Origin of the sequence: Pseudomonas sp. Ps21-P2 (assembly GCF_039672565.1) — a bacterium.
Lineage (GTDB): Bacteria > Pseudomonadota > Gammaproteobacteria > Pseudomonadales > Pseudomonadaceae > Aquipseudomonas.
The window spans coordinates 80,502-97,208 of sequence record NZ_JBDFPL010000010.1 but is presented as its reverse complement, the minus strand read 5'-3'; the positions used below and the strand labels follow the sequence as shown (position 1 = coordinate 97,208).

12 protein-coding genes and 1 pseudogene are annotated in these 16,707 nt (G+C 55.8%); 2 read left to right on the top strand and 11 right to left on the bottom strand.

Features of this window, described 5'->3' with window-relative positions; all coding sequences use genetic code 11:
* Positions 1-170: 170 nt before the first annotated feature.
* From ABEH28_RS23405 to ABEH28_RS23375, 7 genes are all read right to left on the bottom strand, one after another.
* Positions 171-887 (bottom strand): SprT family zinc-dependent metalloprotease, encoded by a 717-nt coding sequence (locus ABEH28_RS23405; protein ID WP_346631193.1) that lies wholly within the window; start codon positions 885-887, stop codon positions 171-173.
* A complete protein-coding gene (locus ABEH28_RS23400; protein WP_346631192.1) occupies positions 887-4,036 on the bottom strand; it encodes a type I restriction endonuclease subunit R in 3,150 nt (1,049 codons plus the stop codon). The genes ABEH28_RS23405 and ABEH28_RS23400 overlap by 1 nt, the downstream gene beginning before the upstream one ends.
* Before the next feature lie 231 nt (positions 4,037-4,267).
* Positions 4,268-5,548, bottom strand: coding sequence for a restriction endonuclease subunit S (locus ABEH28_RS23395; protein ID WP_346631191.1), 1,281 nt, complete (start codon positions 5,546-5,548; stop codon positions 4,268-4,270).
* Positions 5,539-8,013, bottom strand: coding sequence for a type I restriction-modification system subunit M (locus ABEH28_RS23390; protein WP_346631190.1), 2,475 nt, complete (start codon positions 8,011-8,013; stop codon positions 5,539-5,541). The genes ABEH28_RS23395 and ABEH28_RS23390 overlap by 10 nt, the downstream gene beginning before the upstream one ends.
* A 556-nt stretch (positions 8,014-8,569) precedes the next feature.
* On the bottom strand, positions 8,570-9,244 hold the full coding sequence (locus ABEH28_RS23385) for an EcsC family protein (protein ID WP_346631189.1): 675 nt from the start codon (positions 9,242-9,244) through the stop codon (positions 8,570-8,572).
* A gap of 149 nt (positions 9,245-9,393) precedes the next feature.
* Positions 9,394-10,446, bottom strand: a complete 1,053-nt coding sequence (locus ABEH28_RS23380) for an ADP-ribosylglycohydrolase family protein (RefSeq protein ID WP_346631188.1) — start codon at positions 10,444-10,446, stop codon at positions 9,394-9,396.
* 10 nt (positions 10,447-10,456) lie between these two features.
* Positions 10,457-10,711, bottom strand: a complete 255-nt coding sequence (locus ABEH28_RS23375) for a hypothetical protein (protein ID WP_346631187.1) — start codon at positions 10,709-10,711, stop codon at positions 10,457-10,459.
* Positions 10,712-10,831: 120 nt separating this feature from the next.
* Here ABEH28_RS23375 and ABEH28_RS23370 point away from each other — a divergent pair, with 120 nt between their 5' ends.
* Both ABEH28_RS23370 and ABEH28_RS23365 read left to right on the top strand, forming a co-directional pair.
* Complete coding sequence (locus ABEH28_RS23370; protein WP_346631186.1) at positions 10,832-11,704, top strand: WYL domain-containing protein; 873 nt, start codon at positions 10,832-10,834, stop codon at positions 11,702-11,704.
* Positions 11,705-12,159: 455 nt separating this feature from the next.
* Positions 12,160-12,258: pseudogene (locus ABEH28_RS23365) on the top strand (Fic family protein); the annotation flags it as partial.
* Between the two features lie 179 nt (positions 12,259-12,437).
* Here the strand turns inward: ABEH28_RS23365 and ABEH28_RS23360 are convergent.
* The 4 genes from ABEH28_RS23360 to ABEH28_RS23345 form a co-directional block, all read right to left on the bottom strand.
* Positions 12,438-13,133: a hypothetical protein gene (locus tag ABEH28_RS23360; protein ID WP_346631185.1), complete on the bottom strand. Its 696-nt coding sequence runs from the start codon at positions 13,131-13,133 to the stop codon at positions 12,438-12,440.
* 49 nt (positions 13,134-13,182) lie between these two features.
* The gene (locus ABEH28_RS23355; RefSeq protein WP_346631184.1) at positions 13,183-14,064 is read right to left on the bottom strand and encodes a LysR family transcriptional regulator; all 882 of its coding nucleotides are present in this window, start codon (positions 14,062-14,064) and stop codon (positions 13,183-13,185) included.
* Positions 14,065-14,122: 58 nt separating this feature from the next.
* Positions 14,123-14,875, bottom strand: coding sequence for an Asp/Glu racemase (locus tag ABEH28_RS23350; protein ID WP_346631183.1), 753 nt, complete (start codon positions 14,873-14,875; stop codon positions 14,123-14,125).
* A gap of 355 nt (positions 14,876-15,230) precedes the next feature.
* On the bottom strand, positions 15,231-16,616 hold the full coding sequence (locus tag ABEH28_RS23345; RefSeq protein WP_346631182.1) for an MFS transporter: 1,386 nt from the start codon (positions 16,614-16,616) through the stop codon (positions 15,231-15,233).
* Positions 16,617-16,707 lie beyond the last annotated feature (91 nt).

The window sequence follows — 16,707 nt, the reverse complement described above, 5'->3', positions numbered from 1 at the left end:
ACCAATTGGCCTCTAAGTCACGACCGCCGAGATCATCCGAGGCCTTGATGTTTTAAATTCCATCGCACCGCTTGCACTGAGAAGCGTGGCTGGTCATCCCGTTTTACGCTGCTCAGGGAGCAATTGTTGAAGCTGGCTTTCAGAGCGCTTCTATGACGGGCTGAACAGTTTCACTCTTTCCAAACCTCAGCCGCCAACGGCAACTCATTCAGCTCGGCGCGTGCCTCACGCCAAGTTGGGAAATGCTCTGAAAGGATAGAGATGAAGCGCTCACTGTGGGTAGGTTCAAGTAGGTGAACCATCTCGTGAACGATCACGTACTCAAGCAAGTCTTTCGGCTTCTTCACTAACTCGGTGTTCAGGCGGATGTTACCTGCACGGTGGTTACAGCTACCCCACTTCGTTTTCATCCGCTGCAGGTAATAGCTAGCCACCCTCACCCCCAGCTTACGCTCCCACTCCTCGATCAACATCGGCACCACGGCGTGGAGTTGCAATTTCTGCCACTCGTGGAGTACCTGGGCACGTTTATGCGCCTCGCTGCCAGGGCGAACAGTTAGGGTGATGCGTTTGTGGTCTAGTACCACCGATGGCTTGGAATCTAGGTGGTTAACTACCATCAGGTAGCGCCGTCCCCAGACATAGTGGCTTTCTCTTTCCACAAACTGACGCGGCGACTCACGCGCCTGCGCTTCCAGTTTGTTCTGTTGCTCGCGAATCCAGCCCAGCCTGGAAATGGCATAAGCCCGGGCAACTTCAAGCCGCGTACTCGTTGGCGCGACTAACGTCACCCGCCCTTCTGGAGGGTGCACACTCAGGTGGACATTTTTGATGTCTTTCCTGGTCACCGAAATTGAGATATCACCCAGCTCAATAAGCTCGTTCATCAATAGCCCTGTTGGTTCTTGATGATCTCGAATATTGCCGACGTCGCTACACGGTCACGCCCCATCAGAGGGAAGAGCGCATTAAGAACCTGCGCCTCCCGTGCAGGGTCTCCTCGCCAGGACGCAGGGGCCGAGCCGCGCATGGCCAGATCAATATCCAAGGCCAGCTTCACCTTCGCCTCTTCATCTGTCGGGCACTGAAAGGAGGTCGTTGGAATGCTGTCCAGGTTGTTGAACAACACGATGGCTTCCCGATGCCCGCTCAGTGCAGCGGGTGAGGTTCCTGGTCCCTTCTGCGCCAGCTGTTTGACCAGCGCCTCGGCCTTGCGCAAAAACTCCTCGTAGGCGGCTGCATCTTCACGGCTCTGCTTGATCAGGTCCTCGAGCAACCTCGACATACCCTCGTAGAACTTCGGGTCTGTCAGTTGCTCTCGAATGATGGTCTTGCGCACGTTGTTGATAATGCCTTCGGCAATCGCCCCTTTGGAGAGGTTACCTTTGGCGTTAAGCTTTTTGGCAATGGCATCGTGGACGCCAGTCTGGACGATCAATTCAACCAACGAAAAATTATCGACCGTGCTCATCGGGTCAGCGTGGTCTGCCTGAATATAAGTATTTAGCAGATGCCGCATGTCCGCTTCGAATGGCTTGATATCCAGCTCTTCGCCGGAATTTTTTTTGATAGCCTCACGCACGTCTGCATAGAACTGTACCTCAGTTTGTAGCCGTCCCGCTTCAGCAGCCGAGTAACCGACTTCCGTGAGGTGCTGCACCAAGTCGGCAAACGCTCGCACAAATGAAGCCACCATTTTATAGAAGGACACCCGCAGTGCTTCGGTCTCATCCAGCGCATCGGCGTTAGTGGCAACACCACAGAAGTAATGGATAAACTGTTCAACCTCACGGGGTGGGGCCACGGGGGCGCACAAGTAACTCAATGCCTCACGGGCAGCGTCCAGTTGCTTCTTCCCTTCGACCAGCCAATTCTTCAGTTCAACGTTGTTACTGCCTCCGCTGCCTGCGTCGACATCCAACTCGTCAGAGGTGTACACCGAAATAGCATCTTGCACATCGCCGAACAGCTCCTTGAAGTCGACGATATAACCGAAGGCCTTGTCATCACCGTCGAGCCGGTTGGTGCGGCAAATTGCCTGGAACAGGTTGTGGTCCCGCAGCTCGTTATCCAGATAGATATAGGAGCAACTAGGCGCATCGAAGCCGGTCAGCAGCTTGCTGACCACAATGAGTAGCTTCAGGTTGGCCGGTTCCTCAATGAAGCGACGCTTAGTCTCATCTTCATAAACGGTGGTGGTCTGGCCGGGCTTCAGTACGTACTGCGTATAGGTATCAAATTTATAGCGCTCATCGCTTTGCGCAGGTTCGCGGGAGATCGCGTTGTGGTTCGGCTCATAGGACGTGATGATGCCGCAGTAAGGGCCAAACGAGGTGGTCTCAAACAAACGGAAGTAATGACAGGCATCGTAGATGCTGGCTGCCACCAGAATGGCCGTACCCCGATTGTTATTGAGGCGCGGCTTCAGGCTGAAGTCCTCAATGATGCTGGCGATGATGCGCTGCTTACGCTCGCCTGCGCTCATGAGCGCTTCCATGGTTGCCCACCGCTTGCGCAAAATCGATTTCTGGTAGTTGTTCAATGCTTTGGTTTTCTGTTCGAACCAGGCATCGATCGCCTTTTGGGAGGTCAAACGCTGCGGTACGTCGCGCGCTTCATACTTGAGGTCCAACACGACCTTATCCGCGACGGCTTCATGGAATTTGTAGGTATGGATGTAAGTACCGAACACATCGCGCGTAGTTTGCTTATCCTTACGCAGCAGCGGTGTACCGGTAAAGCCAATAAACAGGGCATTGGCCAACCATTGCTTCATCTGCTTGTTCATGTCACCGCCTTGGGTGCGGTGGCATTCATCCACGAATACATAGAAGCGCCCACGCATGGGGGGCGGCGGAACACTCAGATCAGGCTCGAACTTATGCAGCAACGCGCAAAGCAGTCGTGGTGTGCTGGAGGAAAGCTTTTGCGCAAGGTCGGCCCTGGATGTAACGCGTGGCGAGGGCGCGTCGTCGCCGATTAATCCGGCATTGCGCATAACCCCGGATATTTGCTTATCCAGCTCATCGCGATCCGTGATGACTAGAATGCGTGCATCAGGATCATGCTCCAGCAACCACTTGGCGATCAGCACCATCAAGATGCTTTTGCCACTGCCTTGGGTATGCCAGATCACCCCGCCTTCTTCACGCCGAACGCGCTCCTGCGCCGCTTTCACTGCAGCGTACTGGTGGGGGCGCGGCACCTTCTTGATACCCGCATCGAAAATGATGAAGTTACGGATCAGATCAAGCAGTCGCGACTTCTCGCACATCTGGGCAAGAGGATTGTCCAGCAAATAACCAGACTGACCCACTCCTACCCCCGGTAGCACTTGATAGCGCGCGGGCATCTCTCGCAAAACGCTCAACTCTTCGGGTTTAGCGCTTACCGTCCCCTTCCACTCGACAAAAAACTCGGCGCGAGTCGTGGCCGTACCATATCGCAAGCCTTGAGAGTCACTTCCAGCGAAGACCAACTGCACTGTACTGAAGAAACCCTTGTTGAAGATTTCCTCCTGGTTGGTGATCAGCTGGTTAATACCATCGGCTACCTCTACCGAACTGCGCTTGAGCTCAATCACGCCGATGGCGATACCGTTCAGATAAATCACCAAATCAGGGCGGCGCTCGTAGCCACCACGCAAGGTCACTTCCTCGGCAATGGAGAAGTCATTGCGTTCAGGATGCTCCCAGTCAACCAGATGCACCGTTTCGTGGGCCTGCCCTACGACTACCTGTACCGGCACGCCATAACGCAGCAGTTGGTAGGTACGCAAATTAGCCTGGTACAACGAAACGCCAGTTGCATCAGCCGCAGTCATTAGCCGCTGCAACGCTGCTGATATTTGCGCATCGGAGTAGCCCCGCTGCTTCAGGTTTGCCTGCAGCAGCTCGACTTCAATGTTGCGATTATGCCCACGCTTGCTCCACTCACCCAGGTAGTTGTAGCCAAGACAATCAGGTCGTGACGTATCCGTAAACAAGGCCACAATACGATTCTGGGTGCGACGTTCGGAGCGAGGTTGTTGAATCATCAGGTGCATCCTGCAGGGCTTACCCAGGTTAGTGTTTGCTGAGGCTATTTAGCCACGCGCTACTATTTGCTTGGAATTGACAGTTGGTTGTTGTTCTTACCGGTCCACTCATAGGGGGGCTGGTACTGAGGCATATCCAGTGCAGAATCCATAAGCAGCTCGTAAACGCTGATGATGTTGCTGGATAGCTCACTGCCTGCTTCGCTTGAATCGCTTCCATGCTCATGTTTGTCATAGCAGCCGAGTTCTTCCGGTAAGCAGTTCTTGCATCATGCCTTGCTTGAGTGTGTAGGTTTTGGCTAGCTGCTGTTCCAGCGTGGCCAACTCTACGTCCATATCCGCCAGAATGCCCGCGATGGCTGCTTGCTCAGGTACACTCGGAACAGGGATCGTAATTTTTGGCATGTTTGACTTGCTGATTCCAGAAACTTTTGTTCCAACTGCGAAGAAAAGAAACTGTTTCCGTATGGCAGCGGTCTGAAAACAATAACGACGATATTCGTGCACTAGCTCATCAGTCTTGCTTTTGGCAACAATCGTATGAAGACCGGCAATAAACGGGAGACTATCTTTGTTCACCACAACCACGTGCCGACTGGTTCCGTCATCGTCTTCCGAAGCATCAACAAACACCACATCTCCGTCTTCGAGCAGAGAACAAGGCGAGATTTGTTTCAATGAGATATCGAGCTTAGGGATATCTTCAAAGTCAGCACCAGTATCGATACAAGTTTTCTTTGTCCCATGGATATCGCCATAGTGAAGATAGCAATGTCCCTCATTGGAAAGCTGGTCACGTGAGGCCGAGTAACCGCCGCTGAAATTGAACAGTTCGCCCAGCGTCTTCACCTTCCACTCGCTTTGGAAACCAGGGAGACGGATTCGGCCGCTCAGGAGTTTCTGCATTGCAGCCTGTTTGAGGTCGCGCTTCTTGGCGATAAGTCGCTCCAATCCAGCCAGTAACGCATCTACATCACTCAATACCGTCGAGATGGTGCGCTGCTCTGGCAGCGGAGGAACTGTGATCCTGAAAGCACCAAAGCCTTTCGTGGTCAGATTTACAAAAGTGCCTCCATGTGTAGCCGCCGCTTGCAGCTGTCCTTGCAGGTCCGTCAATCGATAGAAGAGGTACTCGGGTTCAACGGTCGGACTTAAATGCACCAACCCTAACATTCCGTCGTGAATACACGCGTCCACTCCGAGAATGGACGGAAGGCCGACCACAGTCGGCGTGCCCGAGCACACGACCGTCAAAGTTCCTTTCTTACACGGCCGACTTAGCTTCGCTCCCTCGACAGTCAAAAAATCAATTGTCGGCGTAACGTATTTTCGATCTCTAGTAACGTCTTCGACCATGAGGCGCGGGACGTTGCCTCCGTAATATCGCTTGTCTCCCTTTGGCCGAGGACTTGAGCCACGAATAACGCGACCGATACTATTAAGAGACTCGACCTCCCATGCCTCCGGGATGAAACCGACCTCCGTCTGTTTATAGCCAGGCTTCACTGCCATACCGCCCCCATTTTCTTCAAATGCTCTGCCACACGGCTGGTAAGGGTTGCCACTTCATCAGTGAGCTGCGGCAGCGGGGTGGCGTAGCGCTCACTCAGCTCGCGGATGCGTTCGGTCAGAGTTTGAGACACTCGGTCGAGTTCGCCCTGCACAGCATCGGCCAAAGTAGCCAGCCATTTATAATCCACCACCAGGCTTTTGATCTCATCCTCGCCAAGCAGCGGGTATTTCGCGTGAATCTTGTTCTCGAGTTCTTCCTCTGCCTTTTTGAGCTTGGCGTGGAGGATGCTTTGCTGATTAATCAATGCGCCGTATTCGACCAATACCTTGAGTTCATCCTCATAATCCGGATCCAGGCCAATCTCGCGTTGACGTGTCTTGATCGCTTTGGCGGTGACCTTCTTCTTTTCACCCTCGCCTTCCACCACTTCGCTGAGCGAGCCATCCTCGCCGCTGTGCTCTTCAAGCATTTCACTCAAGCTTTGCTCAACACTGGCAAGCTGGGTTTGAAGATCTTCAACAGCATTGCGTTCGGCAATTAAATAGCGGGCAATCAGAATCTGGACCGGAATCAGGTCGGACTTGAAGCGGCGCTTGCCCAGGCAGTAGTCATGCTTCTCAGACCAACTCAACTTGTTGTTCTTATCCTTTACTTTGAGGATTTCGCGCGCTTTGGCGGCGGCTTTCCAACCTTCGGAGCTGATCAGGTAGCAGTCGTCCTGCATGGTTTCAGCCCAGTAGTCCATCAGGTGCTGATAGATGTCGTAATGGTCGAGCAAAGGTGCTTTGGCGAATGCATTAAGCAAGTCTTCGGACAGTGTGGCAATCAGCTCTTTAGGGTGGCTGTTGATTGCAAAGCTTTTTAACTGAGGGGTGCTTTCCGTCAGCCATTGGTTAAATAGCTTATCGACACCAGCCTTGAAGGCCGTAAACTGCGGGTGGCCGAAAATGACCGGTTTCACCTCGTGGCTGACCAGCTCAAAGTAACCGGGATGGCTGGCAGGCCTGAACAACGCAGCACGCAGTGCCGGCATCACCTGCCAGTAGCTTTCGAAAGCATCGATATCACGCTCGGGAATGCCACCGCGCAAATGGCCGTCGATATCCTGAATATCCTCAGGCTCGGTACTGTCGATATAGCGAGGCAGGTTTAGGTTGAAGCCGTTCTTCGGGTCGCTGATTTCATCAAAGGAGACCATGCGCGCGAAACGCGGCACGTCTGCCATTCTGGTAAAGGTATCGACGATCTTGTGCACGTCCTGATCGCGCAAGCGATTCTTTGGGCCGTCCTTGATAAAGCCCTTGGCGGCATCAATCATGAAAATGCCTTTGCGCGCACTGGCGTTTTCCTTGTCCAGTACCAGGATGCAGGCGGGTATGCCTGTGCCGAAGAACAGGTTGGCGGGCAGGCCGATAATGGCTTTGAGGTAACCAGAACGCACCAACTGCTCACGGATCACCGCCTCGGCATTGCCGCGAAACAGCACGCCGTGGGGGAGAATGCAGGCACCTTTACCGTTACTTTTCAGCGAGCGGATGATGTGCAGCAAAAAGGCATAGTCACCCTGCTTGGCCGGTGGCTCGCCCCAAGCAAAGCGCTGATAGAGGTCATTGGCTGGCGTCAGCCCGACGCTCCAGCTCTTGACCGAGAACGGCGGATTGGCCACTACGTAGTCATAGGTACGCAACTGCTCACCATCCTTGAACTTGGGCGTGGACAGCGTGTTGCCCTGCAGAATGTTGGCGGTCGGGAAGTCATGCAGGATCATGTTCATGCGGGCGAGACCGGCGGTGGTCACGTCCATTTCCTGCCCTTCCAGGGTGATGTGTTTGCCAGCCTGATCGGCCACTTTCAGCAATAGCGAACCTGAGCCGCAAGTCGGGTCATAGACACTCGTCTTTGCCACGGCATTGGCCGGGCTGATGCCGATAACTTTGGCGATGATGCGGCTGACTTCGGACGGAGTGTAAAACTGGCCCTTGCTCTTGCCACTTTCGCTGGCGAAATGACGCATCAGATACTCGTAAGCGTCGCCAAGAATGTCGTCGTGCTCGGCGCGATTTTTCGAGAAGTCCAGCTCAGGCTTCTCGAAGATAGCCACCAGATTGGTAAGACGCTGCACCATCGCATCGCCTTCGCCTAGCTTGTTTGGGTCGTTAAAGTCGGGGAAGTCGCTGCGCGCAAGCCGGGTGTTGGCATCGATCAATGGCTGGATGATCTGCTTATTGATTTTGTCGCCGATGTCGGCCTTACCCTTGAGGGCGATCATGTCTTTGAAGCTGGCTCCCGGCGGGATGTTGACCGGTGGCGCGAAGTCATCTGAGTTGCCGTACTTGTCGGAGATGTACTTAATGAACAGCATGAACAGGACGTAGTCTTTGTACTGGCTTGCATCCATCCCACCGCGCAGCTCGTCACACGAGGCCCATAGAGAGGAATAGAGGTCAGATTTCTTGATAGCCATTGGCATCCTAACTGGGTAAAAAATGAGTACGCCGCCGTCGTGGATTACGCGCTTGGGAGATGCCAATAGCGCCAGCACCAAACAGAGGTCGACAGAAATCTATATCGAGAAGAAAGCTTCAGCTGCGGTCAACTGGCGAACCTTATCTCCCTCGGTTTCATCGGGCCAGCATGTCGCCCCTATTTTGGCTACTGTCCAAATCACAGGTGAATCAACCGTGATTCTGCGTGCGGTGGTCGGTTGTCCTAGATGCCGCGCACATTAAGCCGTTGAGCCATCGAAGCCAACACTGGACGTCCATACAGGTAAATTAGCCACCCAGGTAAGGCTGATGCTACAGCGTTAACCAAGCGCAATTAGGCAGGACCCAGCGTTTTTGCAACCTAATTGACGAAAAACCTGTGCCGATAGTTGGCACATAAGTAACTATAACCTCTGTAAATCGACCTTGACATCGCTTCAATATTTCCGAAAACCATGCAGCTCCAAGAGCAACCATGACGATCCCGCTCGACAAAACCCGGCCACCAGCTGCCGGGTTTCACCCTCAATAGCCTCAGGCCACGCCCGCCGCCACATCGTCAGCTTCAGCCGACGCTGTCGCCGGATTCACCACGAACAGATCACGAGCCACGTTCCCGACCGTATTCGTTGTCACCGAATCGAACGTTGCGCCGATCAAGCCGCCCAGCAGTGGGACCGCTTTGCCCAGGTTCACGACACCGGTGCTGCCGAACTTGGTCAGTAGCCGGAAGCCCACAGCCTGGTTGATCTTCGTCAGGGTCGCGCCGCTGATTTTGTTAATGGAGCTGATCGCCAGTTTGTTGGCAATCGAGATGCCGACATCTTTCAGAATGTCTTTAGCCGCGTTGCCCGCCAGGCAGGTGTAAACCAAGGTTTTGACGCGATCGTCGCGGGGGTCGTGGCCGCCCAGGTAGGCCATCGCGGTGATCATGCGCAGCTGCACATACATAACGCTGGCGATGTTCGCCGGGATGGTGACCGGCAAGGTGATGATTCCACCCAGCCCGGTCAGAAAGCCGGAGGTGGCGGCTTTGGTGTTTTGCCAGCGGATCAGCGAGTTCGCAGCGTCGATGGCCGTATCGTTGTTCTTTCTGTATTCCGCGGCGAATTCCTCGGCCGACTCAGTGCCGGGGATGCCATCCATTGCTTTTTCGTAGGCCCACTCAAGAGCTTGGTTGAGTTTCGTGAGGGTCAATTCGCTAGCCATTTCCACCGCCTGTCCGTGTATGAGGTTGTCTGCATCAAATTGCTACCGAATTCATATCGACCAATGGATCCAATACTTTACAAATCCGGATCCACGGCGTGCGTCTCGCTATGAAACAGGGACAGGCTCCGACGAAGCCCGCCAGCCATTCAATCCCCCGGATAGCGTGCCTCGATCTCGGCATCAAACTCGCCTCCATACCCGGAATAATCCCTCGGTACCCGCTCGATATCTTCCGCCACAGCCTCAATCACGCCACGCAACTCAAGCCGCTCCAGCCATCGTTTCGGAATCGCCTCAACGCCGTACTGAATACCGAGCAGATGCCCGGCGATAAGCCCGGTGCTGTCGCTGTCTCCGCTGTGATTAACGGCATTGATCACGCCGTCTTCGAACGATGTGGCAGTCAGTGCGCACCAGATGCCGATCGCCAGTGCTTCTTCTGCAATCCATCCGCCGCCAAGCTCGTCGATACGCTCGGGGGTTGGACGGTAGCCTTCGTAAAAAAAGAAAAGCACGCGCTCGACAAGCGCTCGTGTCTCTTCCATGCCAGGTTTGTGGCCGTGCTCGACGAGGCTTTCGGTAATGGCGTGTTCGAGGCTGTCCTGCCGGTCAGCGATGCGCTGGAGAATATCGGCGAACAGTCCGGCCGCCATATACCCGGTTGGGTGGCCGTGGGTCAGACGCCCGGACTCAGCGGCATTGTCAAAAGCATTGCCAAAGAAGGCGCAGGGGGCGACACGCATGACAGCGCCGCAGCCTTTGCTATTGTTTTCGGCGAGAAAGCCCAGGCGCGAACTGGCCTTCAGCGCGCTGACACAAGTGTGGCCAGGTGCGCGGCGGGACCAAAAGGCCCGCTCCTGCACCAGCCAGCCGTTGAGGCTTACGGAGGTCGCAGGCGAATAATCCTGGGTCATCAGCCAGCGTAACAAGGCATGGTGGATGACGCTGGGCACGTGGCAAATGCCGCGGGAACTCCCACGTACATAAGCGCGCAGCAGACCTTCAGCGGTGAAGAGCATCATTTGTGTGTCATCGGTGATGGCACCTACGCGACCATAAGCTGGCGCAAAATCGACGATGCCCTTCGATCCAAACATTGCGCGGATGGCGCACCATTCAAGAAACTCAACCGGTGCTCCCAGGGCATCCCCCACCGCACCGCCTAGCAGACAGCCTTTGATCCGTTCAATTCTGTTCATCTGTGCTTCCTTACAAGGCCGGCATCATGGTTTGCAGGAGGTCGAGCTTTCTCCTGAGTTGCTCAACATGGGCTTTTTCTGCCCGCAGAGCCGACCGCAGTTCTTTATTCTCCACCTCATGAATTTGCGCCCAGCGCATCGAGCTCTTGCAATCGACGATCAATTGCCAGATATCCTGAAGCCGCAGGCACTGCAAAATCAGAACCACTGCAATGGCGGCCATTAGCACCAGCACCCCTGTCGAAATTGCATCTGACGTTGTCATGTTCACCTCCTTATCGTGAGTTCGCTTCATGCCGAAGACGAGCGCAGGATATGTAGCGTTTCATTACACGTATAGAATGTAGACTTATACAGGTAAACAAATCACGCACATGGAGCGGGTATGAAACGCGCGCAGGACATCCAACAGGTTCGCTGGGATCTGGCACTTCGCTATCGGTTGATCGAGACGGTCGTGTGGTGGGAAGGCCGGCTGACCACGGGCCACCTGATTCAGAGCTTCGGCATCAGCCGTCAGCAGGCCTCGAAAGACATCAATACCTACATCAATGAACATGCGCCTAAAAATCTTACATATGACAAGCAGCTGAAGGGCTATGTACCCAGTAAACACTTCAAGCCGCTGTTCATCGACGACAGCGCAAGCGCCTATCTGCACCTGCTCAATCAGACGCACTCACGAGCGCCGCACGTAGAAGGACTGGCCCTGGCGTATGCACACACCAGGGTTCTGGAAGTGCCGGATCGCACGATCCGCCCGGAAGTGCTGCGCCCGCTGCTCAAGGCTTGCCGTGAAAGCGAAGTGATTGCCGTTGAATATGTGTCGCTCGCCAACCCGGTCCCCGAGACCCGGTTGATCGCGCCCCATACGCTGGTCTACACAGGGATGCGTTGGCACGTGAGAGCGTATTGCGAGAAGAACCGCATGTACCGAGACTTCGTGCTGAGTCGGCTGCGCGGTCAACCGGAGTTTGAGCGCAGAACCGAGAACCTGATCGATGCAGACGAAGACTGGAACACTGAGGTGGCCGTCGTGATCGAACCCGACTCGCGCCTCAAGCCAGAACAAAAGGCGATCATTGAGGCTGATTTTGGGATGGAAGAAGGCGTGCTGACGATTCCGACAAGGCGCGCTCTGGTGAAGTATGTACTCCAGCGCTTTCAGATCGACCCGAAGAAGCTCGATCCTAAAGCAGCGGCGCAGCAGATCGTCGTGAAAAATCTCGATGAGCTGAAGCCTTGGCTTTATGAGTGATGTGACGGAATTACGTCCTCGACAATTGGGTTGAGGTGCGCGAGGGCTCATTTAACTTTGCGAAATCATTTTATAACCACAACGCGCAAAGTGTTTCAGCCTGATTGAGGACTCACTGTGCAGCCTCCCCCGCTCGATAGGGCAGGCACCTGTTTGCGCAAAATCCGTTGCACCGGAGCAGCCAACCGCTAAGGATGTCTTAGTAGTTCACCGTGAAGGAGCCAGGTATTCGCGTGCATCGGCTGCAAATGGGCGTTCTACTGCTGCCTGATTTTTCCATACGAGCCTTCACGCATTGAGACCGGAACCGCAGCCTATATTTCTTAAGCTCAAACCACCGCAAATCCACTAATCAATTCCCGGGGGCTTTCGCACATGTCGCCATCAGCGACACGAGAGCGAAACATGTCGCTGAAACCAATATATAGCGACACGTTATTCCCACATGTTTGCACGAGGCCATCCACCCGTTAACCGATGGCAATGGCCGCACCGGGCGCGTGCTCAACACCCTGTATCTCATCCACGAAGATCTGCTGAATATGCTAATTCTCTAACTCAGCCGCTACATCATCGCCCACCGAGCCGCCAAGCAGGCAGCCTTTGATCCTTTCAAGTCTGTTCATCTGTGCCTCCTTACACTGCCTGCATCATGATTTGGAGCAATTCGAGCGTTCTTTCAAGTGGCTCAACACAGGCGCTTTCTGCACGCGAAGTCCTGATCCTCTATTTGTTAATCCTCAAATTCAGGTTCCGGATCTTGCTCACGCCGACGCGACCTCCACCTCTTATACCCATCCGCAATCTCCCCCTCGGTCATCACCATTCCGAACCTCGGACAAGCCTGCTTCAGCTCCAGCTCAGCCGGAATGAAGTAATCCCCGCCCCTGATTGATCGGAGCATACCGTTGGGCACCTCACCGAAGGCGATAAGATCCGGCGCCTCAACTGGCAGCCCTTTTCCTTCGTAGGCATCGTATGCAGCCATGTAGAGCACATCATTGATGTGGGCTTGAACACTCCGATCGCTACGCTTGAAGAAATGCACAGACTGGAGGCTTTCTTCCAACAGATCAACGTGTCGCTGGAGCTCAGACTGAGGCGGAATTTGCCCGCTAACATTACCCGCCAACACAAGCACTTCAAGAATGTATCGAGCACTGAACTGCTGCAGAAAACCCTGCACGTCGTTGCGTTTCAGGCCCACAAACATCATTGCGTAGCGCGTGTCGACTTTCATGGCGAGCAGGACATGAGTCCTGCCGAATTTGGTGACGTGCAGTTGCCAGCGATCCACTCGATCGTGGGCTGCGCTGTCCGGTTCCAGCGATTGGGCAGCGGCGGAGGGCTGCACAGCGCTGATGATTTCGCCCTTCACTTTCTTCGAAAAAAAATCAGCGGCGTCTTTGGTGCAATCAAAAATCAGCATAGGGATGGAGGGTCCATTCGGCGATGGTCGAGGATACCGGCGATCAGCCTCACCCCGCCAACACATGGCGCAAAAACAACGCCGCCGCCACCGCCAAACCCTCCCTTGATCTCACGCAGACGTTGAGCTCACGACTGGCCCATTCCTCTTCCAGCTGAACCACTTTCGCACCCTCCATTCGGTAAATCCCTACGCTGCCTTCGGGCATGATGCCGATGCCCACGCCTGCCTGAACCATCAGGCTCAGGGCGTCATAGCTGGCGACTTCCATGCGGATTCTCAGGGAGCGACCGAGGTCGTTGGCGGCTTTGATCAACTGGAAATTCAAGTGGGTGCCGCTGCGCAGGGCGACGTATTCATGGTCGAGGGTGTCGCTGAAGCACACGGATTCGCGGCCTGCCAGCGGGTGGTCGTTGGGCACGATCAAGACCAGGCGGTCGGTGCGGAACGGGAAGACTTCGATGTCGGCGCCATGGGGCAGGCGCGTGAAGATGCCGATCTCGGCGCGGTTTTCGGCGACGGCTTTGGTGATCGCCAGGCTTTGCTGCTCTTCGAGGACGATGTTGATCAGCGGATAAAGCGCCATGAACGACTTGATCAAGCCGGGCATGAATTGGGTGATCGCGGAGATGTTCGCGAGCACGTGCACCGAGCCGCGCGTACCGTTGGAGTAGTCGCGCATCTGCAGGACGATGTCGTTGAGGTTGTTCAGCGCGCTGCGGGCCATGAACAGCAGCGACAGGCCGGCGTCGGTCGGGGTGATGCCTTTGTTGGTGCGGTTGAGCAGCCGGGAATCGAGCAGCTCTTCCAGTTCGCTGAGCCGCTTGCTGACGGCCGCCGCGGCAATGTGTTCGCGCTTGGCGGCGGCGGCAATGGTGCCTTCTTCGACGACGCTGACGAAGAGGCGCAGCGAGACAGGGTCGAGTTTCATGTGGGGTACCGGGCGTGCTGGCCTGAGTGGCCGCCATAGTACCCCGTCAGACATCGCCTCAGAACGCGCCCGACAACAGATGGCCGGCGTTCGGAACCTGCGCTTTGAGCCCGAGGGTTTTGAGCATCTGGTAGACGGTCGCCACAGACGCCGACAGCACCGGTTTATCCAGTCGGTCCTGTACGACCTGAATGGCGGGCAGTGACGGCATCTGCACGCAGCACGACAGCACCACCCCGTCGGCCTGTCCGATGTTAAGCCGGTTAGCGTGGGAAACCAGATCCATCGGGTCGAGCCGCCCGACTTGCAGGTTGTCGGAGACTTCCAGGCTGATGGCGTCCACCACCTCGATGCCGGCCGCTTCGATGTAGTCGATGACCTGTTGGGTGAGTGGCTTCATGTAGGGCGTGATGATCGACACTTTCTTGTAGTCGAGCATCTGCAGGCTGTCGATCAGCGCGCCGGCCGAGCTGAGCACGGGTGCGTCGGACGCGTTGCTGGCGACGGTTTTGCTCAAGCGCTCCTGGGAGACTTTGTGGTAACCGGCGCCCTGACACATGATTGCCACCAGGCAGGCGTACGCCATGACATCGACCCGCGCATCGCTCAATTCCAGCGCGCAGCGGTCGCTGTCGATGTCCATCTTTTTCAGTTCTTCGGGGCTGACTTTCATCATGCGCATGCGAGACGAGTGAAAGGTGAAGCGCTCGTCCGGAAACAGGGAATACCGCGACGTGAGCATCGCCGGGATCTCGGTTTCCATGGTGGTGTTGGAGCTGGGGACGATCTGGCCAATCCGGAAGTTTCTCACAGGGTCTTCTCCATTTCGCCGACGGCGAGGTCATGTGCGACCGATGCTAGGAGTGACGGTGAGCTGCGTATATCAGGCAATGGCGAGCCTGCCATCGCGGCTGGCGATGGCAGGCAAAAAGATAGGGATGACCGGGGCACGATATTAGTGCTGGCACCCGTTCATGTGGGAGCGAGCTTGGTCTGGGCCGCATCCGGACGAAGAGGCAGGAACATCCGCTGAATCTTCGGCGACTGAAATCCCGTCTTCGTGAGCAAGCTCACTCCCACAGGGACCGTGTTACTACGCGAAAGTGTGGAACGTCTGGACGCCGGGAATCTCCCAAAGGGAAAAGCGTGTGTCCGCTCTATCCCGATTACGCGTGAGAAAGCACCTCGCCTCGCGCAGGCGCTTCGGCCTTGTGATTGCCCAACATCGCCCGAGGGATGGACAGAATCAGTCCGGCGCTGATGAACAAACAGGCGCCCAGCACGTAGGTGCCGTTGTTGATGTTGCCCGTGAGGTTCTCGGCCACGGCGGTGATCATCGAGCCGGTGAAGCCCGACAGGTTGCCGATGGCGTTGATCATGCCGATTCCCGCAGCAGCCGCGACGCCGGACAGCACGGTGCCCGGCAGGGTCCAGTAGATCGGCATCAGGCTCAGCACGCCGGAGGCCGACACGCTCAAGAAGATGATCGACAACACCACGTTACTGGCGAAGTAGGCGCTGAGGATCAAGCCGATGCCGCCGATGATGGCCGGAATCGCGGCGTGCCAGCGGCGCTCGCCGGTCTTGTTGGAGTGCCGCGCGTTGAGGGTCATGGCGATCACGGCGATGCCATAGGGAATGGCCGTCAGCAGGCCAATGTCCATCGGGTTGGAGACGCCGGCGCTTTTGATGATCGACGGCATCCAGAACGCCAGCCCGTAGAAACCGGTGTTGAACGTCAGCAGGATCAGCACCAGCAGCCACACGCGTCCGTTGAAAAACACCTCGCGCAGACTGGTCGCCTTGCCTTTGCTGTCGGTCTCCAGGTTGGCCTTGAGCATGGCCTTTTCCTGGGGCGACAGCCATTTGGCCGCGTCGATGTTATTGGCCATGAACGCCAGCACCACAAAGGCCATTACCACCGAAGGCAGGCCTTCGATGATCAGCAGCCACTGCCAGCCGGCCATGCCGTTGACGCCCTGCATACGGGTCATCAACCAGCCGGAAATCACACCGCCCAGCGTCAGACTGATCGGCATCGCCATCAGGAAACCGGCCATCACCCGGCTTTGCCGACGGGTAGGAAACCAGTAGTTGAGGTAAAGAATGACGCCGGGAAAGAAGCCTGCTTCACAGATGCCGAGCAGAAAGCGCAGCACGTAGAACATGGTTTCCGACTCAATGTGCAAAAACTTCGCCAGCGGCACGGTAAACGCGACGGCCATGGATACGATGGCCCAGGTGAGCATGATCCGGGCGATCCAGAACCGCGCGCCGAAGCGATGCAGCAACAGGTTGCTCGGGACTTCGAAGAGGAAATAGCCCCAGAAGAACATGCTCGCGCCGAGGGCATAGATGGTGTTGCTGAATTGCAGATCGTTGAGCATGTCCAGCTTGGCGAAGCCGATGTTCACGCGGTCCAGATACGCCGCCATGTAACACAAGAGCAGGACGGGAAGGATGCGCAGAATGACTTTGCGGTAGGTGCGGTCTTCAAAGCTGGCGTGCCCGGGACCCGAGGACTCGGGCAGGCGCTGGGAAACGGTTTCCATGGCGGGACCTCCAGGCACTCGGAGGCGCCTGTATTGTTGTTATGTGAGGGTCGAAACACGGAGCGATGTTACTGACAGCGGCGTTGATTAG